A 24,572-nucleotide genomic window follows, 5' to 3' on the forward strand; every position below is an offset into this window, starting at 1 on the left:
GGGCAAAGGGTTGTTGACATTTGTTGAATGTGCGTGGGGGTGCTCTGATGAGCACCCCCACGGGGTCACCGTCTCGGCGTTTCGTACGGGTTTCAGAGCCGGGGCGGGGTCATCGTGAAGCGGGCGTTCACCTGGGCGTAGACGGTCTGCCGCTGGGGTTCGAGATCGAGCGGCGGGGCGGTGTCCTCCTCGGCTCCGGCGAAGCTCATGGAGCGGTAGGCGCCGGCGGGGGCGGCCATGGCGAGGGGGGCGGCGTTCTCGGCGCCGAGGTCGGCGAGTTCGACGAGGGCGGCGAGTTCGGCGCCGAGGGCGCGGGCGTATTCGCGGGCGCGCTGGACGGCTTCGAGGACGGCCTGGCGGCGGGCTTCGCCGTGGGCGGGCGAGGTGGGGCGCAGGGCCCACCAGGGGCCGTCGACGCGGGTGAGTTCGAGGTCGGCGAGGCGGGTGGTGAGTTCGCCGAGGGTGGTGAAGTCGTTCAGCTCGGCGGTGATGTGGACGGTGCCGTGGTAGGCGCGGACGCGTTCGGCGCGGCCGTGGCGGGTGAGTTCGGGGGTGATGGAGAAGGCGCCGGTCTCCAGCTTCTCGACGGGTTCGCCGTAGCTCTTGACGAGGTCGAGGACGGTGTTGTTGCGCCGGGTGAGGTCGTCGAGGGCGCTGCGGCGGTCGGTGCCGCGGGCGGTGACGGTGATGCCGATGCGGGCGATCTCGGGGTCGACTTCGAGGCGGGCCTCGCCGCGGACGGCGACGCGGGGGACTTCGGGGGTGCCGTAGGGCTGGTGGGCGGCCGGGTCGTGCGGTGCGTCCTGGGTCATGGTTTCACTGTCGCACCGTCGCCCGTTCGGGTCTGGTCATCGGATCGAAACCTGGGTGGGGTGTTGCGGCTTGTTACCCATCGGTCAGAATCTACGCGCGTTGTCCACGCGTTTTGACGCTGTACTGACACACGCCTGACTAGGGGAGATGGCATGGGGTTCGACCGTAGGACGTTCATGGGGGCTTCGGCCGCGACGGGTGCCGCCGTGGCGCTGGCGGGGGCCTCGGCAGCGCCGGCCACCGCCGCGCCGGCCGCCGCCGCGCCGTCGGCGGGGAAGCGGACGTACTCGTTCACCGTGATGGGGACGACCGACCTGCACGGGAACGTCTTCAACTGGGACTACTTCACGGACAAGGAGTTCGACGACAAGGCGCACAACGACATCGGCCTGGCGAAGATCTCGACCCTGGTGAACCAGGTGCGGACGGAGAAGGGGCGGTGCAACACCCTCCTGATCGACGCCGGTGACACCATCCAGGGCACGCAGCTTGCGTACTACTACGCCAAGGTGGACCCGATCACCGCGCGCCGGGGTCCGGTGCACCCGATGGCCCAGGCCATGAACGCGATCGGCTACGACGCGGCGGCCATCGGCAACCACGAGTTCAACTACGGCATCCCCGTGCTGCGCAAGTTCGAGGAGCAGTGCCACTTCCCGCTGCTGGGCGCGAACGCGCTGGACGCGAAGACCCTGAAGCCGGCGTTCGCCCCGTACAGCATGCACCGGCTGCGGACCCCGCACGGGCGGGACGTGAAGGTGGCGGTGCTGGGGCTGACCAACCCGGGCATCGCGATCTGGGACAAGGCGAACGTGCAGGGGAAGATGACCTTCCCGGGGCTGGAGGAGCAGGCGGCCAAGTACGTGCCGCGGCTGCGGTCCATGGGCGCGGACGTGGTGATCGTCTCGGCGCACTCGGGGTCGAGCGGTACGTCCTCGTACGGTGACCAGCTGCCCTACATCGAGAACGCGGCCGGTCTGGTGGCCGAGCAGGTGCCGGGGATCGACGCGATCCTGGTGGGCCACGCGCACACGGAGATCCCGGAGTACCGGGTGAAGAACAAGGCGACCGGCAAGGACGTGGTGCTGTCGGAGCCGCTGAAGTGGGGTCAGCGGCTGACCCTGTTCGACTTCGAGCTGGCGTGGGACCGGGGCCGCTGGTCGGTGTCGAAGGTGTCGGCGAAGGTGCTGAACTCGAACACGGCCGCGGAGGACCCGAAGATCACGAACCTGCTGGCGGACGAGCACCGCAAGGTGGTGGCGTACGTCAACCAGGTGATCGGCACCTCGAAGCTGGCGATGAGCTCGGCGGACGGCCCGGTGAAGGACGTCCCGATCATCGACCTGATCAGCCACGTGCAGGCGGAGACGGTCAAGGGCGCCCTGGCGGGCACGGAGTGGGCGGCGCTGCCGGTGCTGTCGCAGGCCTCGTGCTTCTCGCGGACGGCGTCCATCCCGGCCGGGCAGGTGACCATCAAGGACGCGGCGGGCCTGTACCCGTTCGAGAACACCCTGGAGGCGCGTCTGCTGACGGGCGCGCAGCTCAAGGACTACCTGGAGTACTCGGCGAAGTACTACGTCCGGACGGCGCCCGGTGACGTGGTGGACCCGGCGAAGCTGACGAACGCGGAGTCGACCCCGGACTACAACTACGACGCGCTGTACGGGCTGTCGTACGACATCGACGTCGCGCAGCCGACGGGTTCGCGGATCTCGGGGCTGTCCTTCCAGGGCAAGCCGGTGGATCCGGCGGCACGGTTCGTGCTGGCGGTGAACAACTACCGGGCGTCGGGCGGCGGCAACTTCCCGCACGTGCCGCAGGCGAAGCAGCTGTGGTCGAACTCGGAGGAGATCCGCACCACGATCATCCAGTGGGTGAAGGCGAAGGGGACGATCGACCCGGCGCAGTTCGCCTCGGTGGACTGGCGGCTGACGCGGGCCGGGGTGCCGGTCTTCTAGTCCGTCCGCTCCGTCCGGGGCCGGGATCCGCGGTGGCGGGTCCCGGCCCCGTTCGCGTTCAGGGGTGGTCGACGAGCGGGAGGAGTTCGACGGCGGGGCGGGGGCGGGTGTGCTCGCGCTGTTCGAGGCCGAAGGTGGTGAAGGCGGTGCGGTCGGGCTGGGGGTAGGGCTCCTTGCCGGTGAGGGTGTTGAGGATGGCGGCGCTGCGCCAGGCGGCGAGGCCGAGGTCGGGGGCGCCGACGCCGTGGGTGTGGCGTTCGCCGTTCTGGACGAAGACGGTGCCGCCGACGGAGGGGTCGAGGACCATGCGGTGGCGGTCGTCGATGCGGGGGCGGCCGGAGGAGTCCTTGCGCATGTAGGGGTCGAGGCCGGCGAAGAGGCTGGTCAGGGGGCGTTCCCGGTAGCCGGTGGCGAGGACGACGGCGTCGGTGGTCAGGCGGGAGCGGCTGCCCTGCTGGAGGTGTTCGAGGTGGAGCTCGACCTTGGTGGTGGCGACGCGGCCGGCGGTGCGGACGGTGACCCCGGGGGTGAGGACGGTGTCGGGCCAGCCGCCGTGGAGGCTGCGGCGGTAGAGCTCGTCGTGGATGGCGGCGATGGTGGCGGCGTCGATGCCCTTGTGGAGCTGCCACTGGGCGGGGACGAGGCGGTCGCGGACGGGTTCGGGCAGGGAGTGGAAGTAGCGGGTGTAGTCGGGGGTGAAGTGTTCGAGGCCGAGCTTCGAGTACTCCATGGGGGCGAAGGAGGGGGTGCGGGCGAGCCAGGTGAGGCGTTCGCGGCCGACGGGGCGGGCGCGCAGCAGGTCGAGGAAGACCTCGGCTCCGGACTGGCCCGAGCCGATGACGGTGACGTGTTCGGCGCCGAGGACGCGGGCGCGGTTGTCGAGGTAGTCGGCGGAGTGGATGACGGGGACGGTGGGGGCGTCGACGAGGGGGCGCAGGGGGTCGGGGACGAAGGGGGCGGTGCCGATGCCGAGGGCGAGGTTGCGGGTGTAGGTGCGGCCGAGGGCCTCGGCCTCGCCGTCGGCGTCGAGCTGGGTGTAGTCCACCTCGAAGAGGTCGCGTTCGGGGTTCCAGCGGACGGCGTCGACCTGGTGGCCGAAGTGGAGTCCGGGCAGGCGGCCGGCGACCCAGCGGCAGTAGGCGTCGTACTCGGCGCGCTGGATGTGGAACTGCTCGGCGAAGTAGAAGGGGAAGAGCCGTTCCTTGTGCTTGAGGTAGTTCAGGAAGCTCCAGGGGCTCGCGGGGTCGGCGAGGGTGACGAGGTCGGCGAGGAACGGGACCTGGAGGGTGGCTCCGTCGATGAGGAGTCCGGGGTGCCAGCGGAAGTCGCGGCGCTGGTCGTAGAAGGCGGTGGCGAGGCGGTCGGCGCCCTGGCCGGGGAGGCCGTGGCTGAGGGCGGCGAGGGAGAGGTTGAAGGGGCCGATGCCGATTCCGACGAGGTCGTGGGGTGCATCGTGCTGGGCGGTCATCGGTGGGTCCTGCCTTCCAGGTGGGCGATGAGGGTGTCCAGGTCCCCGGCCGTGGTGTGGGGGTTGAGGAGGGTGGCTTTGAGCCAGAGGCGGCCGTCGGCGGTGGCGCGGCCGAGGACGGCGGTGCCGTCGGTCAGGAGGGTGCGGCGCAGGGTGGCGAGCCGGTCGTCGTCCGTGGGGGTGGGTCGGAAGAGGACGGTGGTGAGGGTGGGGCGGGCGTGGAGTTCGAAGCGGGGGTGTGCGTCGAGGAGGTCGGCGAATCGTTCGGCCGTGGCGCAGGTGCGGTCGATGAGGAGGGCCAGGCCGTCGCGGCCGAGTGAGCGCAGGGTGGCGGCGATCTTGACGGCGTCGGGGCGGCGGGTGGTGCGCAGGGAGCGGCCGAGGAGGTCGGGGAGGCCGGCTTCGGTGTCGTCGGTGGCGTTGAGGTAGTCGGCCTGGTGGGCGAGGGGGGCCAGCAGGCGGGTGTCGGGGACGGCGAGGAGGCCTGCGGCGACCGGCTGCCAGCCGAGTTTGTGCAGGTCGAGGGTGATGGAGCGGGCGCGTTCGAGGCCGGTGAGCCGGGAGCGGTGGCGGGGGCTGAGGGCGAGGGTTCCGCCGTAGGCGGCGTCGACGTGGAGTTCGGCGCCGTGGTGGTCGCAGACGTCGGCGAGGGCGGGGAGGGGGTCGATGAGGCCGGCGTCGGTGGTGCCCGCGGTGGCGGTGACGAGGACGGGCCCGGGGGTGGTGGCGAGGGCGGCGTCGAGGGCGGCGGGGTCGAGGGTGCCGGCGGGGGTGGGGAGGGCGCGGGCGGGGGGCAGGCCGAGGAGCCAGGCGGCGCGGGGGACGGAGTGGTGGGCGTTGGCGCCGTGGAGGACGGTGAGGCGGGGGCCGTGGCGTTCGCGGGCGAGCAGGAGGGCGAGCTGGTTGGACTCGGTGCCGCCGGTGGTGAGGAGGGCGTCGGGCCGGGGGGTGGGGTAGAGCTCGGCGGCGAGGGTGGCGGTGAGGAGTTCCTCGACGGCGGAGGCGGCGGGGGCCTGGTCCCAGGAGTCGAGGCTGGGGTTGAGGGCGCTGACGGCGAGGTCGGCGGCTGCGGCGACGGCGAGCGGCGGGCAGTGGAGGTGGGCGGCGCAGAGGGGGTCGGCGGGGTCGGCGGCGCCCGCGGCGAGGGTGTGGACGAGGGTGGCGAGGGCTTCGTGGTCGCCGGTGCCGTGGTCGGGGAGCAGGTCGCCGAGCGCGGTGCGGACGCGGGCGGCGGTGGCGTCCGGGCCGCCGGCGGGGAGGGGGCCGCCGCGGTCGGCTGCGCCGGTGCGCAGGGCGGTCAGGACGGTGTCGAGGAGGGGCCGCAGGGCGTCGGCGCCGCCCGGTCCGCCGGCGAGCGGGTGCGTGGGCAGGGGCGCGGTCATGGCTTGCCTCCGGGGCTGGGCGGGTGGGGTGCGCGGGCCTGGGGGCTGCTCGGTGGCCGAGGCCGGGCGGGACACCCGGCCGGTACAACGATCAGACCCGAATGGGGTAACCGTCGGGAGGGGGCGGGGGTCGGTTTTCGGCCGTCCGAACGGTATGGGCGCGGGGTGTGGAGGGTGGGCCGGCGGGGCGGGCGGTGGCCGGATCGGGATGGGGAAGTCTTGGGTTTCCGGGCTCTGGGAGGCAGGTCGTGGCGGTACTACAGTGCCGTCGGCACGGGGCGCGCGTGCGGTGCGGGAGGGGGCCCGATGGCTGGATCCGGGGTGTTGGCGAAGGTGGCCGGCGCGGTGGGCGGGAAGACGGCGGCGGTGGTCGCGGCGGGGGCCGTGGTGGTCGCGGGTGCGGCCGGCGCGGGGGTGTGGTGGACCTCGCAGGGGCCCGGGCCGGTGGTGGTGGTCCAGCGCGGCACGTCGGTGTCGGTGCCGGCGGGCGCCGAGCAGCTGACGGTGGCGGGCTGCCTGCCGCACGAGACGGCGCTGGGCGGCGGGTACGCGATCGCCGGGTCGGGGTTCGCGACGAGCAGCCGTTTCATCGGGGGTGCGTGGCTGGCTTCGGCGTTCAACCCGGGTGACGCGGCGTCGACGCTGACCTCGTACGCGCTGTGCGTGAACGCGAAGCCCGAGGTGGAGGGGAACCTCGATTTCCAGTGGAGCACGTACGCGTTCCTGGACAAGTCCAACAAGCTGGCGGGTCCGGAGGGCATTCACGACGCGACGACCGAGGGCCCGTTCAAGGGGGTGCCGGCCACGACCCAGGCCACACCGCACTGCGCGGACGGGTTCACGATGGTGGGCGCCGAGTTCAAGGCCGACCGGGTCCGGCCGGGGCGGCCGGTGGCGCCGGTTCCGCTGGACCGGCTGACGCCCCAGGCGGGTGCGCCCGGTCCGGGCGGTGCCGCCGGTGGCGGCAGTGATTTCGTGCTGAGGCTGAATCCGGGGACGGAGCTGAGTTCCCGTCCGTTCCCGCTGAGGGACTCCACGGACGTGCTGCGCATGACGCAGCTGAAGGATCCGCCGCCGCCTCAGGCGAACTTCTCGGTCGGGGTGCGGCCGGTCTGCGTGAAGCTGAAGAGCATGTCGGTGGTGACGGCCCAGGTGGCGGTCGCGGCGGGCGGCAGCGCGCAGGCGACGGTGAGCTGTCCCAAGAGCCGGCTGCTGCTCGGGGGCGGTTTCAACTTCCCGGCGGCCAACGAGACCGGTGCGCCGGAGGCCCCGCAGCGGTATCTCGGCGACGGCTGGCTGTTCGCGGGGACGAACGGGCCCGCGGTGGCGGGTACGCCGTCGGGGGGCCGGGTGCGGGAGTGGCACGTGACGGGGGTGAACCAGCAGAAGAAGGGCGGGCTGTACCACGATTCGGCGTGGGTCGAGCACAGTGACGCCGAGACCTCGACCGGCAACGTCTACCTGGACGCGCAGGCGCACGGCGGGGACGACCAGGTGCTCCGGCCGTCCTCGGTACCGGACGCCCAGCCGATGATCGCCAGCGCCCTGTGCGCGACGGTCGACGCGAAGGCCACCTCGCCCTCGAAGGGGCCGGAGCCGACGTCGGTGGGGCGGCCGGACGTCCCGTCGGTGCCGGGGGTGACGGACCCTTCCGTTCAGGCTTCGGGGTCGCCCTCCGCGTCCCCGTCCCCCTCGCCGTCGCCGTCACCGTCGCAGTCCGCGGGGCACGGCGCCCCGCCCTCCTCCGGCTCCCCGAACTCCCCCTCCCCCGGCCGCCCCACGAACGGCGGGAACCCGCAGCCGTCGGCGAGCGCCCCGCGGCAGCCGCAGCCCCCGGCGGTGGAGATCCGGCAGCCGGGCAGCGGCGGGCAGTTGCGGCGGGGCTGCGAGGAGGAGTTCTCCGCCTCGGCGCGGACCCGGCCGGGTGACCGGGCCCTCACCGATCCGCAGTACACGTCCTGGCGGCTGAAGGGCCCGAACGGCCCGGTGGCGGTGGGGGCGGGCCCGTCGGGCGGCTTCCTGGTGCCGCTGCTGCCCGACGGGACGTATCCGCTGGTGTTCACCGCGACCGACCCGGACAGCGGGCTGACGGCCAGTGCCCAGGTGTCGGTGCGGATCGTCGGCTGTATCCGTTAGGCCCCGCGCACGCGCAGGGTGCGGGCCAGGTCGTCGAGCTGGTCGACGAGGACGCGGCGCAGCATCGGGATGACCTCCGGGTCCTCCAGGGCGGCGTGGCCGGCCCGGAGGTTGGCCTCGTCGGCGTGGTGGACGGGGAAGGCCCAGCGGCCGGCGGCCTCGCCGATGGCGGGGCCGCGGCGGGCTCCGACGGCGATCGCCTCGGGGTAGTAGCGGGCGACGTAGTCCCGTACGAGTTCGGTCTGTTCGGGCTGCCAGAAGCCCTGGGCGGTGGCGCTGAACAGGTAGTTGGACAGGGTGTCGTCCTGGAAGAGGCGCTGCCAGGCGGCGGCCTTGGCCTCGGGGGTGGGCAGGGCGGCGCGGCAGCGGGCGGCGCCCTGCTGGCCGGTGGCGCTGGGGTCGGCGGCGAGGGCGGCGTCGATGGCGTCCTCGTCGACGGCGCCGAGGACGGCGAGGCGGGCGAGGATGCGCCAGCTGAGCTCGGGGTCGAGTTCGGGGCCGCCGGTGACGGTGCCGTCGGCGAGCCAGGCGGCGATGGTGTCGGGCTGGGTGGCGCTGTCGATGAAGGCGCGGACGGCGGCGAGGCGCAGGCCGGGTTCGGTGCCGTCCTCGGTGCGGCGCAGGAGGTCGCGGGCGATGGTGGTGAGGGTGGCGAGGGCTGCGGTGCGTGCGCTCGGGGCGGTGTAGAGGTCGGCCACCTGGTGGCGGGCGAAGGCGAGGACGCCCTGGACGACGGCGAGGTCGCTCTCGTCGGGGAGGTGGGCCTCGGCGGTGGCGAGGTAGGCGGCGGGTTCGAGTTCGCCGTCGCGGACCATGTCGCGCAGGGAGCCCCAGACGACGGCGCGGGTGAGCGGGTCGGGGATGCGGGAGAGGCCGCGCAGGGCGGTTTCGAGGGAGGTCGTATCGAGGCGGACCTTGGCGTAGCTGAGGTCGCCGTCGTTGAGGACGAGGAGGTCGGGGCGGGGGCCGGAGCCGGAGAGGACCTCGTCGCTGGGGACGTCGAGGTCGAGGAGGTCGGTGCGGTCCAGGAGGCCGTCGGCGGCGCGGGTGTAGGTGCCGGCGGTGATCCGGTGGGGGCGGCTGCCGTGGCGGTCGACGGTGAGGGTCCAGCCGCCGGTGCTCTCCTGGATGCGGGGGGTGAGGGTGTCGATCCCGGTGGTGCGCAGCCAGATGTCGGCCCAGGCGTGGACGTCGCGGTCGGTGTGGGCGGCGAGGGAGTCCACGAAGTCGGCGAGGGTGGCGTTGGCGAACTTGTGCCGGGCGAAGTGGGTGTTGATGCCGGCGAGGAAGTCCTTCTCGCCGAGCCAGGCGACGAGCTGGCGCAGGGCGGAGGCGCCCTTGGCGTAGGAGATGCCGTCGAAGTTGAGGAGGGCCGAGGCGGTGTCGGGGACGTCGTCGGGGCCGGGGGCGACGGGGTGGGTGGAGGGGCGCTGGTCGGCGGCGTAGCCCCAGGGCTTGCGTTCCATGCCGAACTCGGTCCAGGTGCCGGTGAAGCGGGTGGCTTCGGTGAGGGTCTGGTAGCCCATGTACTCGGCGAAGGACTCGTTGAGCCAGATGTCGTCGAACCAGGCGAGGGTGACGAGGTCGCCGAACCACATGTGGGCCATCTCGTGGGCGATGACCATGGCGCGGCGCTGGCGTTCGGTGTCGGTGACGGCTGAGCGGAAGACGAACTCGTCGCGGAAGGTGACCAGGCCGGGGTTCTCCATGGCGCCGGCGTTGAACTCGGGGACGAAGGCCTGGTCGTAGGAGTCGAAGGGGTAGGGCTCGGTGAACTTCTCGTGGTAGCGGTCGTAGCAGGCGGTGGTGACGGAGAGGATCTCGTCGGCGTCGGCGTCGAGGTGGGGGGCGAGGGACTTGCGGCAGTGGATGCCGAAGGGGAGTCCGGCGTGTTCGGTGGTGACGCTGTGCCAGGGGCCGGCGGCGACGGCGGCGAGGTAGGTGGAGATGACGGGGGTGGGGGCGGAGGTCCAGACGCCGGCGCCGTCGCCTTCGCGGTCGCCGGTGCGGGTGGTGGTGCCGTTGGCGAGGACGGTCCAGTGGGCGGGGGCGGTGACGGTGAACTCGAAGACGGCCTTGAGGTCGGGCTGGTCGAAGGCGGGGAAGACGCGCTGGACGTCGTCCATGAACATCTGGGTGTAGACGTACGTCTCGCCGTCGGCGGGGTCGGTGAAGCGGTGGAGGCCCTCGCCGGTGCGGGAGTAGCGCATGCGGGCGTCGACGCGCAGCTCGTGGGGGCCTTCGGCCAGGCCGGTGAGCGGGAGGCGGTTGCCGGTGAGGCCGGCGGGGTCGAGGGGCCGGCCGTCGAGCGTGGCGGAGCGCAGTTCCTCCGGCTTCAGTTCCACGAAGGTGTCCGCGGGGGTGCGGGCGCTGAAGCGGATGACGGTGGTGGACTCGAAGGTCTCGTCGCCGGTGGTGAGGTCGAGGGTGACGGCGTAGTGGTGGACGTCGAGGAGCTGGGCTCGGAGCTGCGCTTCGTTGCGCGTCAGTGCGGACATGGGGCCATGCTGCCGGATGGGCCGCCGCCGTCCTAGGCCGATTCGGGCGGGGAAGGGCGGGGAAGGGCGGGGAAGGGCGGGGGGCGGGCGGGGTCGCCCGCCCCCGGGCCGGTCACTCCTCGCCGGCGGCGATGGTCTCGTGGTGGCGGATGACCTCGGCGATGATGAAGTTGAGGAGCTTCTCGGCGAAGGCCGGGTCGAGCTTGGCGTTCTCGGCGAGCTGGCGCAGCCGGGCGATCTGGCTGGCCTCGCGGTTCGGGTCGGCGGGCGGCAGCTGGTGGCGGGCCTTGAGGTGGCCGACCTGCTGGGTGCACTTGAAGCGTTCGGCGAGCATGTGGACCACGGCCGCGTCGATGTTGTCGATGCTGTCGCGCAGGCGGGCCAGTTCGGCGGTGACGTTCTCGTCGATCGCGTCGGGGTCGGTGCCGCTGTCGCGGTCGCTGGTGTTCATGGTCGACGAGCTTACGTGGCGGTCGGGCGTGTCACCGCTGGTATGTCGCTGGGTGAGACGGGCGGCGCGGCGGTGGTTCACAGGGGCAGGGTGGCGGTGACGAGCCAGCCGCCTTCGGGGGCGGGGCCGGCGGTGAGGCGGCCGCCGAGGGCTTCGGCGCGTTCGGTCATCCCGGCGAGTCCGTAGCCGCCGCCCCGGGCCTTCTCGGAGAGCCGGGCGGGGTGTCCGCCGTCGTCGGCGACGCGGACTTCGAGGCCTGCGGGGACGGTGCGCAGGCCGATGCGGACGGCGGTGGCGGTGGCGGCGTGTTTGCCGATGTTGGTGAGGGCTTCGAGGACGATGCGGTGGGCGGTGGCGGCGACGTCGCCGGGGACGCGGTCGTCGAGGCCCTGCTCGATGTAGAGGACGACGGGCGGTCCGGCGAAGCGGCGGGCGAGGTCGCGGATGTCGGCGAGGCCGGCGACGGGGGCGGTGGCGGGGGCCGTGGGGGTGCCGTCGTCCTCGCGGAGGATCCGGACGAGGCGGCGCATGGAGCCGAGGGCCTCGTCGCCGGCGGTCTCGATGCGGCCGAGGACCTCGGCGGCGCGTTCGGCGGTGACGCGGGTGAAGCGGGCGGCGCGGGCCTCGACGACGATGCCGGTGACGTGGTGGGCGACGAGGTCGTGGAGTTCGCGGGCGAGTTCGAGGCGTTCGGCGGTGCGTACGGCCTGCAGTTCGCGCAGCCGCTGGACGGACTGGAGGCGCAGCAGGAGCGAGTAGGCGGTGACGACGACGGTGAGGACGGAGAAGAGGAGGGTGAAGCGGCCGGGGTCGCTGTCGCGCACGGGTACGGCCATGCAGCCGAGGCCGAGGAGGGGGCCGAGGACGGCGGCGGTGCGGGCGCGGGCCCGCAGCAGGACCTGGGAGAGGAGGACGAGGAGGGCGACGGCCTCGCCGGCGCCCCAGACGACGGTGGGCCGGTCGCCGAGGACGAGCAGGAGGGTGACGGTCCAGGTGGTGGCGGCGGCGAACCAGGCGCGGGCGAGGAGGGGCAGGCCGGGCCAGGGGGCGGCGCTGAGGCAGACGAGGACGCCGGAGGCCCAGACGGCGGCGTGCGGGGCGCTGGGCTGGCGGGCCAGGACGACGCCTTCGAAGGAGACGAGGGCCAGCAGGAGCACGGAGAACAGCAGCCGGATGCCGCCGGCGGCGCGCGGGTGGCGGCGGGCCCAGGAGGCGAGGGGGCTCACGGGGGTTCAGGGGGTGGTGGCGGCGAGGCCGGTCTCCCAGGCCCAGGCGGCGATCTCGACGCGGTTGCGGGCGGTGATCTTGGCTTGGACGTTGGCCAGGTGGCTCTTGACGGTGGACAGGGAGACGTACAGCTCGGCGGCGATCTCGGCGTTGGTCAGCCCGCGGGCGAGGCAGCGCACGACGTCCTGTTCGCGTTCGGTGAGGGGTTCGGAGGGGCGGCGGGCGGCCTGGGCTCCGGCCATGCGGGGGGCCATCTCGCGCAGCAGGCGGACGGTGATGGCGGGTGAGACGAGGGCGTCTCCGGCGGCGGCGGCGCGTACGGCCTCGACCAGCATGGCGGGGCTGGCGTCCTTGAGGAGGAAGCCGGAGGCGCCGCCGTGGAGGGCCGCGTGGACGTACTCGTCGAGGTCGAAGGTGGTGACGATGACGATGCGGGGGGTGTCCCGGCCGGAGAGGCGGCGGGTGACCTCCAGGCCGTCGAGGCGGGGCATGCGGATGTCGAGGAGGAGGACGTCGGGGCGGTGGGCTGCGACGGCGTCGAGGGCGGCCTGTCCGTCGGGGGCGTCGGCGACGACCTCGATGTCGGGCTGGCTCTCGAGGATCATCCGGAAGCCGGTCCTGACCATGTCCTGGTCGTCCGCGATGACCACTCTGATCGTCATGCGCCGCCTGCCCCACTGTCGCCCGCTGCCGCCGGTGGGTCCGCCCCGGCGGGCGCCGGGGTGTCCCCGTCCCATGGGACCCGGGGGTGGGGCGGGGCGCAACCGGACGGCCGGGGGCTCGCCCTTCCGGCCGGGTCGGGTCCGGCCGGAAGGGCGAGGTGGGTGGGTGGGGCCGCTGTGCGGTGGTTACAGGCCGGCGGCGGCGCTGCGGATGTCGGCGGCGAAGGTGGAGACCTCGGAGTAGACCCCGGGGTACCCGGCGCGGGCGCAGCCCTCGCCCCAGCTGACGATGCCGACCTGGATCCAGGCGTTGTTGTTGTCGCGGCGGAACATGGGGCCGCCGGAGTCGCCCTGGCAGGTGTCGGTGCCGCCCTGGTCGTAGCCGGCGCAGATCTCGTCGGAGGGGACGAGGGAGCTGCCGTAGGCGGCCTGGCAGGCGGCGTCGGAGACGAAGGGGACGGTGGCCTTGAGGAGGTAGCGCTGCTGGGCCCCGCCTTCGCGGGCGGCGCCCCAGCCGGCGACGGTGAAGGTGCCGTTGTCGTAGGCCTTGGTGTCGGCGATCTTCAGGGTGGGGAGGTTGATCGGCTGGGCGAGCTTGATGAGGGCCCAGTCCTTGCCCTGGCCGTTGTAGCCGGGGGCCTGGAGCACCTTGGTGGACTTGACCTTGATCGCGCTGCTGCTCTGGAGGTCGACGACGCCGGCGGTGGCGGTGATGGAGGTGTTGTTGCCGGATCCGTTCACGCAGTGGGCGGCGGTGAGGACGATCTGCTGGGTGTAGAGGGCGCCGCCGCAGCCCATGGAGAGGCGGACCATGAAGGGGAACTCGCCCTGGGCGGCGCGGGTGCCGCCGACGACGGGGGTCGGGGAGGCGCTGGCGCCGGTGGGCTGGAGGCTGACGGCGGCGAGGGCGACGGCGCCGACGGCGAGGCCGCGCTTGAGGATTTTGGCAAGGGTGGACACGGTCAACACACTGCCTTTCGTGGGGGGTTGGGCTGTGCGTGCCATCCGATGAATGACGAGTCCATGACACATCGGTGGCCGCGACGGCAACAAGGACGCCTTTTCGGACAATCCCCCGCCGCCGCGCGGCGCCGTGACGGGGATTCACCCCACGGCCACGAAAAGTTTCCTACCGGCCAGTAGACACGGGTGGGATTCTGGCCAACCCTGGGCACGTACATGCCAAGCCCGCATGCCTGCCGAGCTGTTCCGAGGAGCGCCCCCACATGCGCAGCACCCGCCGCACCCGCACGTCCCGTACCGCCGCCGCCACCGTGGCCGCGGCGGCCGCCGTGATGACCCTGCTGCCGGCCGGCGCCGCCGCCGCGGCCCCCGCCGCCGCGCCCGCGTCCGCTCCCGCGGCGGTCACGGCCTCGGCTCCGGGCGGCAACGCGGCGATCCTCGGCATCGACTACGCCACCTGGCAGCGCGACGTGGCCGCCGTGGTCGACGCCGCCCGCCCCGCCATCGAGCAGCGGATCGCGGCCTCCCCGGCCGGCGAGAAGCCCGCCATCGTGCTGGACATCGACAACTCCTCCCTGGAGACGGACTTCCACTGGTTCTGGACGTTCCCGACCCCGGCGATCGAGAAGGTCCGCGCGCTGACGCAGTACGCCAACGAGCGCGGGGTCGCGATCTTCTTCGTCACCGCCCGCCCGGGGATCGTCTACTCCCTGACCGAGCGGAACCTGAAGGCGGTCGGCTACCCGGTGACCGGGCTGTACGTCCGCGACCTGCCGGCCCTGTTCGGCCAGGTCAGCGCCTACAAGACGGCCAAGCGCGCCGAGATCGAGGCGCGCGGCTACACGATCATCGCCAACATCGGGAACAACGAGAGCGACCTGGTCGGCGGCCACGCCGAGCGCACCGTCAAGCTCCCGGACTACGGCGGCAAGCTGTCCTGACCCCGGCGCCCGCGGATCCGTTCGCCGAAACGGTTCGGGACACCGGTTTCGCGACGCCGCCGCGGCGGGTAGTCATACCCCATCGCACGAGTGCCGGGCCCGGCCCCTCGCCAGGGGGCCGGGCCCGTCGCCCGTTTCTCAGCCGGTCACACCCTCACGCCGTCACGGCGTCTTCGGCGCCGGGCAGGTCTGCCAGGCCAGGTGGTAGAGCGTGCTGACGCTGGTGTCGGTGGAGTCCATGGCCATGAAACTGGTGGTCGTCTGCGGGTTCGAGGTGCCGGCGTTCACCCGCAGCTCGGTGTTGATGTTGAAGTTGCGCTTCTCTCCGCAGGGGGCCCAGACCAGGTCCGCGTAGTCGGTCTTGTCGCTGGTCTGCCAGTTGTCGTTCAGCGGTCCGTTGAAGGTGTGGGTGCGCTGGGTGGTCTGCGGCATCCCCTGGAAGTAGTAGTTCGCCCTCTCCTGGCCCGAGGCTCCGGGCTGGAGGAACGCGAACCCCCGGTAGTCCGCCTGGACGATCGCGTAGGTGAACCCGGACGGCACGTGGACGCGCAGGTTGAGCTGGCAGTTCTTGCGGAAGGCCGTGGGCGGGGCGCCCGGGCCGACCTGGGCGAGGTAGTCGCTGTAGGTGACGGTGAAGGCCGTGTTGTCGGGGGCCACGGCCACTTCGGCGGTGCCCTCGCGGCAGCCGGAGCCGTTCACGGTGGCGAGCTCGATCACGATCTTGTCGGGCGGGACGGTGATCCGCGGACGGCCGGCGCCGTCCGGGGCCGCGGCCCCCGCGGGGGCGGACGTCGCGATGAGGGCGGCGGCCGCACCGGCGGTGAGCAGGGTGCGGGACAGGCGAGGGGACATCGGTGTCACTCCTGACTCCTGGCTCCTGGGTCCCGGCCTGGGGCCGGGGCCTCCTGCGACTGGGGGAACCCCGCGTCAGGCCGCGGGGCACTCCTTCCACTCGAAGTGGTAGACCGTGCTGACGCTGCCGTCCGTCGAGTCCATGCTCATGAAGCTGAGGTTCTGCGAGCCCGAGGTGCCGGCGTAGACCCGCAGTTCGGTGTTGACGTTGAGGTTGCGCTCCTCGCCGCAGGGGGCCCAGACCAGGTCGGCGTAGTCGGTCTGGTCGCTCGCCTGCCAGTTGTCGGTGAGGGGGCCGTTGAACTGGTGGGTGCTGCGGGCCGTCTGGGCGCTGCCCTGGAAGTAGTAGTTCGCGCGTTCCTGGCCGTAGGCGCCGCGCTGGAGGTGGGCGAAGCCGCGGTAGTCGGCGCGGGCGATGGCGTACGTGAACCCCTGCGGGACGTGGATGCGCAGGGCCAGCTGGCAGTTCTTGCGGAAGTCCGTCCCGCCGGAGCCGGCGCCCGTCTGGGCGAGGTAGTCGCTGTAGGTGACGGTGAAGGCCGTGTTGTCGGAGGCGGCGGCGACGCCGGCGGTCCCCTGGGGGCAGCCGGAGCCGTTGACCCCGGCGACCTCGACGGTGACGCGGCCGGGCGGGGGGACGGTGGGGGTGTCGGACGGGGTCCCCGCGTGGGCGGGGGCGGGGCCGGCGAGGGCCGTCAGGGCCGTGACGGCGGCGCCGAGCGCGATTCTGCGGAGGGGCATGAGGGGTCTCCGTTCGTGCGGAGGGGAGCCCGGTTTGGGCATGCACATGCCACCACGCTGCCGCTGGGTGGGGGAGGGTTCGATACGGCCAACGGGGGGCGCGGGGGCTTCGGTCCGTACCGGCTGGCCGGATTCGGCGACCGGTCGCCGGCCCCCGGGCCGGTCGGCGGAGTGCGCGTGCCGCGCGGGCCTCCCCCGCCGCACCCCGGGATGTCCGGAACCCGGGGCCCGGGCACCGCTGCGCGGGGCGAGATCCCCTACCCACCCTTCGCCCGTTCCCCGGGGCTCCGCCCCGGACCCCGCGCCTCAAACGCCGGCGGGGCTGGATTTCGCGCAGCGAAATTCCAGCCCGCGCGGCGATTGAGCGCACGGGCGCGAAGCGCACGTACGGGGTCCGGGGCCCGCCCCGGGAAACGGAGAAAGGGCGGGGCGGGGACACGCTCCGCGCAGCGGCACCCGGCACCCGCCCGCTAGCGGGATCCGTACGCCGGGAGCGGCGGCCGCGACGCGGCCAGGAGCTTGGCGGCGACCTCCCCCGCCTCCCCCGGCGTCCAGCGGGACCCGCGGTCGGCGGTGGGGCCCGGCCGCCAGCCCTCCATCACCGTGATCCGCCCGCCCTCCGCCTCGAACACCCGCCCCGTCACCCCGGCGGACGCCTCCGCGCCCAGCCACACCACCAGCGGGGACACGTTCTCCGGCGCCATGGCGTCGAAGGCCCCCGCCTCCGGGGCGGCCATCGTCGCCGCGAAGGTCTCCTCCGTCATCCGGGTCCGCGCCGCCGGGGCGACGGCGTTGACCTGGACCCCGTACCGGCCCATCTCCGCCGCCGCCACCAGCGTCAGCCCGAGGATCCCCGCCTTGGCCGCGCTGTAGTTGCCCTGGCCCACGGAGCCCAGCAGCCCCGCGCCCGAGGAGGTGTTGACGACCCGGGCCGCGACCGGCCGGCCGGCCTTCGCCTCGGCCCGCCACCAGGCGGCCGCCGCCCGCAGCGGCAGGAAGTGGCCCTTGAGGTGGACCCGCATCACCGCGTCCCAGTCCTCCTCCCCGAGGTTGACCAGCATCCGGTCCCGCAGGAACCCGGCGTTGTTGACCAGGGTGTCCAGCCGACCGAAGGCGTCCAGGGCGCAGGCCACCAGCGAGTCGGCCCCCTCGGTGGTGGCCACGTCCCCGCCGTGCGCCACCGCCTCGCCGCCCAGCGCCCGGATCTCCTCCACCACGAGGGCGGCCGGTCCGCCGGGTTCGGGGAGGCCGTCGAGTCCGACCCCGAGGTCGTTGACGACGACCCGCGCCCCCTCCGCCGCGAAGGCCAGGGCGTGGGCCCGGCCCAGCCCCCGGCCGGCGCCCGTCACGATGACCACACGTCCGTCCACGATGCCCATGCCCGCTCTCCTCACAGTCGATCCCCGTCCGTCCGTACCCCGCCCGCCCCGTCCGCCCGGTTGGCCGTCGACGCCGCCAGGAACGCCGGGCGTTCCCCGCCCCCGTGCACCAGCAGGCTGGCCCCGCTCACGTACGCCGCCCGGTCCGAGGCCAGGAACACCGCCGCCTCCCCCACGTCCGCGGGCTCGGCCAGACGGCCCAGCGGGACGGTGGCGGCGACGGCCGCGACGCCCGCCGCGTCCCCGTAGTGCAGGTGCGACAGCTCCGTGCGGACCATGCCGAGGACGAGGGAGTTGACCCGTACCTCGGGGGCCCACTCGACGGCCATCGAGCGGGCCAGGTTCTCCAGGCCCGCCTTGGCCGCTCCGTACGCAGCCGTGCCCGGCGAGGGGCGGGTCCCGCTGACGCTGCCGATCATCACCACCGAGCCCCGGCTCTCGCGCAGCCACGGGTAGGCGGCCAGCGAGGCCGTCATCGGCGCCACCAGGTTGAGGGCGACGACCCGCGCGTGCCGCTGCGCACCGCCCTCCCCCAGCAGCCGGTACGGGGTCCCGCCCGCGTTGTTGACCAGGCAGTCGAGCCGCCCGTACCGCCCCGCGACCCCGTCGAGGAACTCCCCGACGGCGGCCGGGTCGCGCAGGTCCACGGAGGTGAAGGCGGCCTCCCGGCCGCCCTCCGCCACCGGCCGGTCCGGCGGGCGCCGGGCGCAGACGGCGACCTCGGCCCCGGCCGCGAGGAACGAGCGGGCGATCCCGGCGCCGACGCCCCGGGTTCCGCCGGTGACGACCACGACCCTCCCCTTGAGCTCCATCGGCTGCTACCTTCCTCACCTAACAAATGTTTGGTGGAAAGGTAGCTGATCCGCTCATGGGTGTCTCCACCTCCAGCCCGGACAAGGGCATCGCACTCGTCACAGTGGACTTCCCGCCCGTCAACGCCCTCCCCGTACACGGCTGGTACGAGCTCGCCGACGCCGTGCGCGCCGCCGGCCGCGACCCCGAGGTGCGCTGCGTGGTCCTGGCGGCCGGCGGCCGGGGCTTCAACGCCGGGGTCGACATCAAGGAGATGCAGCGCGACGCCGGCCACGCCGCGCTCGTCGGCGCCAACCGGGGCTGCTACGAGGCCTTCGCCGCCGTCTACGAGTGCGAGGTGCCGGTGGTCGCGGCCGTGCACGGCTTCTGCCTGGGCGGCGGCATCGGCCTCGTCGGCAACGCGGACGCGATCGTCGCCTCCGAGGACGCCGTCTTCGGGCTGCCCGAACTGGACCGGGGGGCCCTCGGCGCCGCCACCCACCTGGCCCGGCTCGTCCCGCAGCACCTGATGCGCGCCCTCTACTACACCTCGCGCACCGCCACCGCCGCCGAACTGCACGCCCACGGCTCGGTCTGGCGGGTGGTCCCCCGTGCGGAGCTGTCCGCCGCCGCCCTGGAGCTGGCGGCCGAGATCGCGAAGAAGGACGGCACCCTCATCCGGCTGGCCAAGGCCGCCATCAACGGCATCGACCCCGTCGACGTGCGCCGCAGCTACCGCTTCGAGCAGGGGTTCACCTTCGAGGCCAACCTCAGCGGGGTGGCCGACCGGGTCCGCGACACCTTCGGGAAGGGACAGGAGGAAACCCCGTGACGGACAAGACCATGACCCCCGACGAGGTCGTCGGGCGGCTGCGCAGCGGGATGACCCTGGGCATCGGCGGCTGGGGCTCCCGGCGCAAGCCGATGGCCCTGGTGCGGGCACTGCTCCGGTCCGAGATCACCGATCTCACCGTGGTCTCGTACGGCGGCCCCGACGTCGGGCTGCTCGCCGCCGCCGGCCGGATCCGCCGCCTGATCGCCCCCTTCGCCACCTTGGACTCCGTCCCGCTGGAGCCGCACTTCCGGGCCGCCCGCGAGAGCGGCTCCCTCACCCTCACCGAGTACGACGAGGCCATGTTCATGTGGGGCCTGCACGCCGCCGCGAACCGCCTGCCCTTCCTCCCCGTCCGGGCCGGCCTCGGCTCCGACGTCATGCGGGTCAACCCGGAGCTGCGCACCGTCACCTCCCCGTACGACGACGGCGAGGAGTTCGTCGCCGTCCCCGCCCTGCGCATGGACGCCGCCCTGGTCCACCTCAACCGCGCCGACCGCCTCGGCAACGGCCAGTACCTGGGCCCCGACCCGTACTTCGACGACCTCTTCTGCGAGGCCGCCGACACCGCGTACGTCTCCTGCGAGCAGCTGGTGGAGAGCGCCGAGCTGGCCAAGTCCGGCCCCCCGCAGTCCCTGCTGGTCAGCCGGCACTCGGTCACCGGGGTGGTGGAGACCCCGAACGGCGCGCACTTCACCTCCTGCGCGCCCGACTACGGCCGGGACGAGGCCTTCCAGAGGCTGTACGCGACCACCCCCTGGCCCGAGTTCGCCGCCCGCTTCCTCTCCGGGGCGGGCGAGCACGACTACCAGAGCGCCGTCCGGACCTGGCAGGAGGAGCAGCGATGACCACCCGCGCCGAGTACTGCGTGATCGCGTGCGCCGAGGCCTGGCGCGGCGACGGGGAGGTCCTGGCCAGCCCGATGGGCCCGATCCCCGCCTTCGGGGCCCGGCTGGCCAAGCGGACCTTCTCCCCCGACCTGCTGCTGACCGACGGCGAGGCCATGCTGGTCGGCCTGGACGGGACGGTCGAGGGCTGGCTCCCGTACCGCCGCCACCTGGCGATGGTCACCGGCGGGCGGCGGCACGTGATGATGGGCGCCAGCCAGATCGACCGGTACGGCAACCAGAACATCTCCTGCGTCGGCGACTGGGAGCGGCCCGCCCGCCAGCTGCTCGGAGTGCGCGGCGCCCCGGTCAACACCCTCAACAACCCCGTCAGTTACTGGGTGCCCCGGCACTCCCCCAGGGTGTTCGTCGAGCGCGTCGACATGGTCAGCGGGGTGGGGTACGACCGCGCGGAGGCGGCCGGCCCCTCGGCGTCCCGGTTCCACCGGCTGCCGCGCGTGGTCAGCGACCTCGGGGTCTTCGACTTCACCGGCCCCGGCCGCTCGATGCGGCTGGCCTCCGTGCACCCCGGGGTCACGGTGGAGGAGGTCCGCGCGGCCACCGGGTTCGAGCTCGCGGTCGCCGCCGACGTCCCGCACACCCGCGAGCCCTCCGCCGAGGAGCTGCGGCTGATCCGCGAGGTGATCGACCCCGAGGGCCTGCGCGAGCGGGAGGTGCGGGGCTGACATGGCGGCGAAGGAGCTGGACACGGCGTTCACCAAGCTGGTCGGGGTCCGGTACCCGATCGTGCAGACGGGCATGGGCTGGGTGGCCGGCCCGCGCCTGGTGTCGGCGGCGGCCGAGGCGGGCGCGCTGGGCATCCTGGCCTCGGCGACGATGACGACCGATCAGCTGAGGGCGGCGGTCCAGGAGGTGCGCTCCCGCACGGACGCGCCGTTCGGGGTCAACCTGCGGGCGGACGCCGGGGACGCGGCCGAGCGGGTCCGGCTGATCATCGACGAGGGCGTGCGGGTGGCCTCGTTCGCGCTGGCCCCGTCCCGGGAGCTGATCGCCCGGCTGAAGGACGCGGGGGTGGTGGTGATCCCCTCGGTGGGGGCCCGCCGGCACGCCGAGAAGGTCGCGGCCTGGGGCGCCGACGCGGTGATCGTGCAGGGCGGGGAGGGCGGCGGCCACACCGGGGAGGTGGCCACGACGGTGCTGCTGCCGCAGGTGGTCGACGCGGTGGACGTCCCCGTCGTCGCGGCGGGCGGTTTCCGCGACGGGCGCGGGCTGGTCGCGGCCCTGGCGTACGGGGCCTCCGGCATCGCGATGGGCACGCGGTTCCTGCTGACCTCCGACTCCACCGTCCCGGACGCCGTCAAGGCCGAGTACCTGAAGGCGACCGTCAAGGACGTCACCGTCACCACCGCCGTGGACGGGCTGCCGCACCGGATGCTGCGCACCGAGCTGGTGGCCTCCCTGGAACGGGCGGGCCGTGCGCGGGCGCTGGCGCGGGCGGTGCGGCACGCGGCCGGGTTCCGGCGGCTGTCGGGGCTGTCCTGGTCCCGGATGGTGCGCGACGGCCTGGCCATGAAGCACGGCAAGGACCTGTCCTGGAGCCAGGTCCTGCTCGCCGCGAACACCCCGATGCTCCTCAAGGCGTCCATGGTCGAGGGCCGTACGGACCTCGGTGTCATGGCATCGGGCCAGGTCGCGGGGGTGATCGAGGACCTCCCGTCGTGCGCGGAGCTCGTCGACCGCGTCATGGCCGAAGCGCACGCCGTGCTGGACCGGCTGCACGCGTCCGGTCCGCACCCGCTCGGCACCCTGCCACCACCAGGGTGATCCCTTCTCCGTCACAGGAGTCGTCCGTATGAGACGTGCCCGCATCCGCCTGGCGACCGCGGTGACCGCCGCCGCGCTCGCCGTCGGTACCCTGCCCGCCGCCGCGTACGCGGCGGCGGCTCCCGCAGCCGCGGCCCGTACCAGGCACCACCAGCTCCAGTCGCCGTCCCAGGCGATCCGGCAGATCCCCCTCCAGGGCGCCGTCAACCTCCGGGACGTCGGCGGGTATTACACGTACACCGGCGGCCGGGTCCGCCAGGGGCTGGTCTACCGCTCCGACGCCCTGAGCAAGCTGACCGCGGCGGACATCACCACCGTCGCCGGTCTCGGCCTCACGAAGGCCGTAGACTTCCGCATTCCGCTGGAGCTCCAGTACGACGGCGCCGACAGGCTGCCGCCGGGGCTCACCGCCACCTCCCGCCCGGTCAGCGACCTGGGCCTGTACGGCACCCTGGTCGGCGCGATATCCAGCGGCGACCCCGTCAAGCAGGAGCAGATGCTCGGCGGCGGGCGGGCCGAGGCCTACATGCGGGACGTCTACCGCACGTTCGTGACGAGCCCCGAGAACCGGGCGCAGTTCGCGGCGACCCTGCGGGAGATCGCGGACGGGAACCAGGGCCCGCTGCTCTACCACTGCACGTCCGGCAAGGACCGGACGGGCTGGATGAGCTACGTCCTGCTGCGCGCGCTGGCCGTGCCGAAGGAGACGGCCGAGAGCGACTACCTGGCCTCGAACACCTTCCGGGCCGCGTACGACGCCCAGGTCCGGGCGGGTCTCAAGCAGTCGGGCCGGATGCAGAACCCGGACCTGCTGATCCCGCTCCAGGAGGTCCGCCAGGACTACCTGGACGCCGCGACGACGCGGATGGAGGCCGACTACGGGAGCTTCTACGGCTATCTGACCGACGGTCTGGGCCTGGACCTGCGCACGCTGTCGAAGCTGCAGGACAAGCTGGTGCGCTGACCCCCGGGGAAACGTGAAGGCGCCGGGCGGTGTTCCGCCCGGCGCCTTCACGTCGTTTCAGGGGGTGCGGGGGTCTCAGACCGCCCGGCGCCGGCCCTGGCCGGCCGAGCCGACCCGGCTGCGCGCCGAGGCCGCGGCCGCGCCGCCGCCGGAGGAGCCGCCCGTACCGCGCCGGGACTGGCCGGCGGAGCCGGAGCCCTGGCCGCCCTGGCCGCGCCGGGACTGGCCCGAGCCGGAGCCGGTGGGGGCCTGGCCGGTGCCGCCGGAGGCGCCGGAGCGGCGGCCGCGGCCGCCGGTGGCGGGGGCGCCGGCCGCGCCGGAGCGCTGGCCGCCGCCCGAGCGGCGGCGCGAGGAGCCCGAGCCGGAGCCCGAACCGGTGCGCGCCTTGGGCTGCGCGGGCTGCGGGACCTCCAGCACGACGGGGATGCCGGAGGGCTCGCGGGCGCCGGTCAGCTGGGCGAGCTCCTCGTCGGAGGACTTGATCTGCGCGGTGCGCGGGGAGATCCCGGCGTCCGACATCAGCCGGGTCATGTCGCGCTTCTGGTCGGGCAGGACCAGGGTGACCACGCTGCCGGACTCGCCGGCGCGGGCGGTGCGGCCGCCGCGGTGCAGGTAGTCCTTGTGGTCGGTGGGCGGGTCGATGTTGACGACCAGGTCGAGGTCGTCGATGTGGATGCCGCGCGCGGCCACGTTGGTGGCGATCAGCGCGGTGACCTCGCCGGTCTTGAACCAGTCCAGGGTGCGGTTGCGCTGCGGCTGGGAGCGGCCGCCGTGCAGGCCGGAGGCGCGCACGCCCTCGGCGAGGAGCTTCTTGACCATGCGGTCGACGCCGCGCTTGGTGTCGACGAACATGATGACCCGGCCGTCGCGGGCGGCTATGCGCGTGGCCACGGCCTTCTTGTCGGTCTCGTCCATGACGTAGAGGACGTGGTGCTCCATCGTGCTGACCGCGCCGGCGGACGGGTCGACGGAGAAGGCGACCGGGTCGGTCAGGAACATCTTGACGAGCCGGTCGACGTTCTTGTCGAGGGTCGCCGAGAACAGCATGGTCTGCCCGCCGGCCTCGACCTGCTTGAGCAGGGCGGTGACCTGCGGCATGAAGCCCATGTCGGTCATCTGGTCGGCCTCGTCGAGGACGGTGATCGAGACCTGCGAGAGGTCGGCGTCACCGCGGTCGATGAGGTCCTTGAGACGGCCGGGGGTGGCGACGAGCACCTCGGCGCCGCGGCGCAGGGCGCCGGCCTGCCGGTTGATGGACATGCCGCCGACGACGGTGGCGACGCGCAGGTTGACCGCCGTGGCGTACGGGGTCAGGGCGTCGGTGACCTGCTGGGCGAGCTCGCGGGTCGGTACGAGGACCAGCGCGAGCGGCGCCTTGGGCTGGGCGCGGCGGCCGTGGGTCCGGGCGAGCAGGGCCAGGCCGAAGGCGAGGGTCTTGCCGGAGCCGGTGCGTCCGCGGCCGAGGAGGTCACGGCCCGCGAGGGAGTTCGGCAGGGTCGCGGCCTGGATCGGGAAGGGTTCGGTCACGCCCTGGGCGGCGAGGGTCTTCAGCAGCGCCTCGGGCATGTCCATGTCCTCGAACGCGGCGATCGCCGGCAGCGCCGGGACGGTCGGCTCGGGCATGGTGAATTCCTGGGGCCGGGGGGCGGGGGCGGACTTCTGCCGTCCCGCACCAGCCTTCGGACGCCCCTGGGCCGCTCCTCGTCCCCGGGTGGGGCGGCGGCTGGGTCGTGCGGAGCTGGAGCTGGTCATGCGAGAAAGCCCTCCTGAAACCGGCACCGTCCTAGAACCGGCAGGTGCAAACAAAGGTCGAGACAGCAGACAAGCCGGGGCCCGCACCT

At 73.6% G+C, this 24,572-nt stretch carries 21 protein-coding genes; 8 read left to right on the forward strand and 13 right to left on the reverse strand.

All coding sequences use genetic code 11. The features are described 5' to 3' along the window. Positions 1–92: 92 nt before the first annotated feature. The gene (locus AB0O29_RS07340; protein WP_365147471.1) at positions 93–812 is read right to left on the reverse strand and encodes an SIMPL domain-containing protein; all 720 of its coding nucleotides are present in this window, start codon (positions 810–812) and stop codon (positions 93–95) included. Positions 813–965: 153 nt separating this feature from the next. Between AB0O29_RS07340 and AB0O29_RS07345 the strand changes: the two genes are divergently transcribed. After that, a complete protein-coding gene (locus AB0O29_RS07345; protein ID WP_365147474.1) occupies positions 966–2,771 on the forward strand; it encodes a 5'-nucleotidase C-terminal domain-containing protein in 1,806 nt (601 codons plus the stop codon). A 58-nt stretch (positions 2,772–2,829) separates the two neighbouring features. Here the strand turns inward: AB0O29_RS07345 and AB0O29_RS07350 are convergent, their stop codons facing one another. Both AB0O29_RS07350 and AB0O29_RS07355 read right to left on the reverse strand, forming a co-directional pair. After that, a complete protein-coding gene (locus AB0O29_RS07350; protein WP_365147477.1) occupies positions 2,830–4,239 on the reverse strand; it encodes a SidA/IucD/PvdA family monooxygenase in 1,410 nt (469 codons plus the stop codon). Continuing rightward, positions 4,236–5,609, reverse strand: coding sequence for an aminotransferase class V-fold PLP-dependent enzyme (locus AB0O29_RS07355; protein WP_365147602.1), 1,374 nt, complete (start codon positions 5,607–5,609; stop codon positions 4,236–4,238). Before AB0O29_RS07355 ends, AB0O29_RS07350 begins: the two co-directional genes overlap by 4 nt. A gap of 318 nt (positions 5,610–5,927) precedes the next feature. Here AB0O29_RS07355 and AB0O29_RS07360 point away from each other — a divergent pair, with 318 nt between their 5' ends. Continuing rightward, the gene (locus tag AB0O29_RS07360; RefSeq protein WP_365147480.1) at positions 5,928–7,757 is read left to right on the forward strand and encodes a hypothetical protein; all 1,830 of its coding nucleotides are present in this window, start codon (positions 5,928–5,930) and stop codon (positions 7,755–7,757) included. Here the strand turns inward: AB0O29_RS07360 and pepN are convergent. The 5 genes from pepN to AB0O29_RS07385 form a co-directional block, all read right to left on the reverse strand. Further along, entirely contained in the window at positions 7,754–10,255 is a 2,502-nt protein-coding gene (pepN, locus tag AB0O29_RS07365) for an aminopeptidase N (protein ID WP_365147483.1), read from the reverse strand. The two genes, AB0O29_RS07360 and pepN, sit on opposite strands and share 4 nt — an antisense overlap. A 112-nt stretch (positions 10,256–10,367) precedes the next feature. Continuing rightward, positions 10,368–10,706 (reverse strand): chorismate mutase, encoded by a 339-nt coding sequence (locus AB0O29_RS07370; protein ID WP_365147486.1) that lies wholly within the window; start codon positions 10,704–10,706, stop codon positions 10,368–10,370. A 77-nt stretch (positions 10,707–10,783) separates the two neighbouring features. Next, a complete protein-coding gene (locus AB0O29_RS07375; protein WP_365147489.1) occupies positions 10,784–11,932 on the reverse strand; it encodes a histidine kinase in 1,149 nt (382 codons plus the stop codon). 6 nt (positions 11,933–11,938) lie between these two features. Beyond that, entirely contained in the window at positions 11,939–12,595 is a 657-nt protein-coding gene (locus AB0O29_RS07380) for a response regulator transcription factor (protein WP_365147492.1), read from the reverse strand. A 186-nt stretch (positions 12,596–12,781) separates the two neighbouring features. Further along, positions 12,782–13,600, reverse strand: coding sequence for a serine protease (locus AB0O29_RS07385; protein ID WP_365147495.1), 819 nt, complete (start codon positions 13,598–13,600; stop codon positions 12,782–12,784). Positions 13,601–13,821: 221 nt separating this feature from the next. On the opposite strand from AB0O29_RS07385, the gene AB0O29_RS07390 reads away from it, so the two are divergent. Then, positions 13,822–14,499, forward strand: coding sequence for an HAD family acid phosphatase (locus tag AB0O29_RS07390; protein WP_365147497.1), 678 nt, complete (start codon positions 13,822–13,824; stop codon positions 14,497–14,499). Between the two features lie 162 nt (positions 14,500–14,661). On the opposite strand, the gene AB0O29_RS07395 is transcribed toward AB0O29_RS07390, so the two are convergent. The 4 genes from AB0O29_RS07395 to AB0O29_RS07410 form a co-directional block, all read right to left on the reverse strand. Beyond that, positions 14,662–15,339, reverse strand: coding sequence for a DUF4360 domain-containing protein (locus AB0O29_RS07395; protein ID WP_365147605.1), 678 nt, complete (start codon positions 15,337–15,339; stop codon positions 14,662–14,664). A gap of 87 nt (positions 15,340–15,426) precedes the next feature. After that, positions 15,427–16,092 carry a DUF4360 domain-containing protein gene (locus AB0O29_RS07400; RefSeq protein ID WP_365147500.1) on the reverse strand — a complete coding sequence of 222 codons (666 nt, stop codon included), beginning with the start codon at positions 16,090–16,092 and terminating at the stop codon, positions 15,427–15,429. A 470-nt stretch (positions 16,093–16,562) separates the two neighbouring features. Next, the gene (locus AB0O29_RS07405; protein ID WP_365147503.1) at positions 16,563–17,471 is read right to left on the reverse strand and encodes an SDR family oxidoreductase; all 909 of its coding nucleotides are present in this window, start codon (positions 17,469–17,471) and stop codon (positions 16,563–16,565) included. 11 nt (positions 17,472–17,482) lie between these two features. Continuing rightward, positions 17,483–18,283 (reverse strand): SDR family oxidoreductase, encoded by an 801-nt coding sequence (locus AB0O29_RS07410; protein ID WP_365147506.1) that lies wholly within the window; start codon positions 18,281–18,283, stop codon positions 17,483–17,485. 56 nt (positions 18,284–18,339) lie between these two features. On the opposite strand from AB0O29_RS07410, the gene AB0O29_RS07415 reads away from it, so the two are divergent. The 5 genes from AB0O29_RS07415 to AB0O29_RS07435 are packed head-to-tail and all read left to right on the forward strand — an operon-like array spanning position 18,340 to position 22,731. Beyond that, entirely contained in the window at positions 18,340–19,095 is a 756-nt protein-coding gene (locus AB0O29_RS07415) for an enoyl-CoA hydratase family protein (RefSeq protein WP_365147509.1), read from the forward strand. Beyond that, the gene (locus AB0O29_RS07420; RefSeq protein ID WP_365147512.1) at positions 19,092–19,943 is read left to right on the forward strand and encodes a CoA-transferase; all 852 of its coding nucleotides are present in this window, start codon (positions 19,092–19,094) and stop codon (positions 19,941–19,943) included. The genes AB0O29_RS07415 and AB0O29_RS07420 overlap by 4 nt, the downstream gene beginning before the upstream one ends. Further along, on the forward strand, positions 19,940–20,668 hold the full coding sequence (locus AB0O29_RS07425) for a CoA-transferase (RefSeq protein ID WP_365147515.1): 729 nt from the start codon (positions 19,940–19,942) through the stop codon (positions 20,666–20,668). The genes AB0O29_RS07420 and AB0O29_RS07425 overlap by 4 nt, the downstream gene beginning before the upstream one ends. A gap of 16 nt (positions 20,669–20,684) precedes the next feature. Then, positions 20,685–21,767, forward strand: coding sequence for a nitronate monooxygenase (locus AB0O29_RS07430; RefSeq protein WP_365147608.1), 1,083 nt, complete (start codon positions 20,685–20,687; stop codon positions 21,765–21,767). A gap of 28 nt (positions 21,768–21,795) precedes the next feature. Beyond that, the gene (locus tag AB0O29_RS07435) at positions 21,796–22,731 is read left to right on the forward strand and encodes a tyrosine-protein phosphatase (RefSeq protein ID WP_365147518.1); all 936 of its coding nucleotides are present in this window, start codon (positions 21,796–21,798) and stop codon (positions 22,729–22,731) included. A 75-nt stretch (positions 22,732–22,806) separates the two neighbouring features. Here AB0O29_RS07435 and AB0O29_RS07440 read toward each other — a convergent pair whose 3' ends face one another. After that, positions 22,807–24,483 (reverse strand): DEAD/DEAH box helicase, encoded by a 1,677-nt coding sequence (locus AB0O29_RS07440; protein WP_365147521.1) that lies wholly within the window; start codon positions 24,481–24,483, stop codon positions 22,807–22,809. Positions 24,484–24,572 lie beyond the last annotated feature (89 nt).

It is taken from the genome of Streptomyces sp. NPDC089915 (assembly GCF_040684675.1).
In the GTDB taxonomy this organism is placed as follows: Bacteria; Actinomycetota; Actinomycetes; order Streptomycetales; family Streptomycetaceae; genus Streptomyces.

Bases quoted from the DNA above. Each gene is read 5' to 3' on its own strand.
- AB0O29_RS07340 (WP_365147471.1), bottom strand. From the start codon at position 812: ATGACCCAGGACGCACCGCACGACCCGGCCGCCCACCAGCCCTACGGC.
- AB0O29_RS07345 (WP_365147474.1), top strand. From the start codon at position 966: ATGGGGTTCGACCGTAGGACGTTCATGGGGGCTTCGGCCGCGACGGGT.
- AB0O29_RS07350 (WP_365147477.1), bottom strand. From the start codon at position 4,239: ATGACCGCCCAGCACGATGCACCCCACGACCTCGTCGGAATCGGCATC.
- AB0O29_RS07360 (WP_365147480.1), top strand. From the start codon at position 5,928: ATGGCTGGATCCGGGGTGTTGGCGAAGGTGGCCGGCGCGGTGGGCGGG.
- pepN (WP_365147483.1), bottom strand. From the start codon at position 10,255: ATGTCCGCACTGACGCGCAACGAAGCGCAGCTCCGAGCCCAGCTCCTC.
- AB0O29_RS07370 (WP_365147486.1), bottom strand. From the start codon at position 10,706: ATGAACACCAGCGACCGCGACAGCGGCACCGACCCCGACGCGATCGAC.
- AB0O29_RS07380 (WP_365147492.1), bottom strand. From the start codon at position 12,595: ATGACGATCAGAGTGGTCATCGCGGACGACCAGGACATGGTCAGGACC.
- AB0O29_RS07385 (WP_365147495.1), bottom strand. From the start codon at position 13,600: ATGGCACGCACAGCCCAACCCCCCACGAAAGGCAGTGTGTTGACCGTG.
- AB0O29_RS07390 (WP_365147497.1), top strand. From the start codon at position 13,822: ATGCGCAGCACCCGCCGCACCCGCACGTCCCGTACCGCCGCCGCCACC.
- AB0O29_RS07400 (WP_365147500.1), bottom strand. From the start codon at position 16,092: ATGCCCCTCCGCAGAATCGCGCTCGGCGCCGCCGTCACGGCCCTGACG.
- AB0O29_RS07405 (WP_365147503.1), bottom strand. From the start codon at position 17,471: ATGGGCATCGTGGACGGACGTGTGGTCATCGTGACGGGCGCCGGCCGG.
- AB0O29_RS07410 (WP_365147506.1), bottom strand. From the start codon at position 18,283: ATGGAGCTCAAGGGGAGGGTCGTGGTCGTCACCGGCGGAACCCGGGGC.
- AB0O29_RS07415 (WP_365147509.1), top strand. From the start codon at position 18,340: ATGGGTGTCTCCACCTCCAGCCCGGACAAGGGCATCGCACTCGTCACA.
- AB0O29_RS07425 (WP_365147515.1), top strand. From the start codon at position 19,940: ATGACCACCCGCGCCGAGTACTGCGTGATCGCGTGCGCCGAGGCCTGG.
- AB0O29_RS07435 (WP_365147518.1), top strand. From the start codon at position 21,796: ATGAGACGTGCCCGCATCCGCCTGGCGACCGCGGTGACCGCCGCCGCG.
- AB0O29_RS07440 (WP_365147521.1), bottom strand. From the start codon at position 24,483: ATGACCAGCTCCAGCTCCGCACGACCCAGCCGCCGCCCCACCCGGGGA.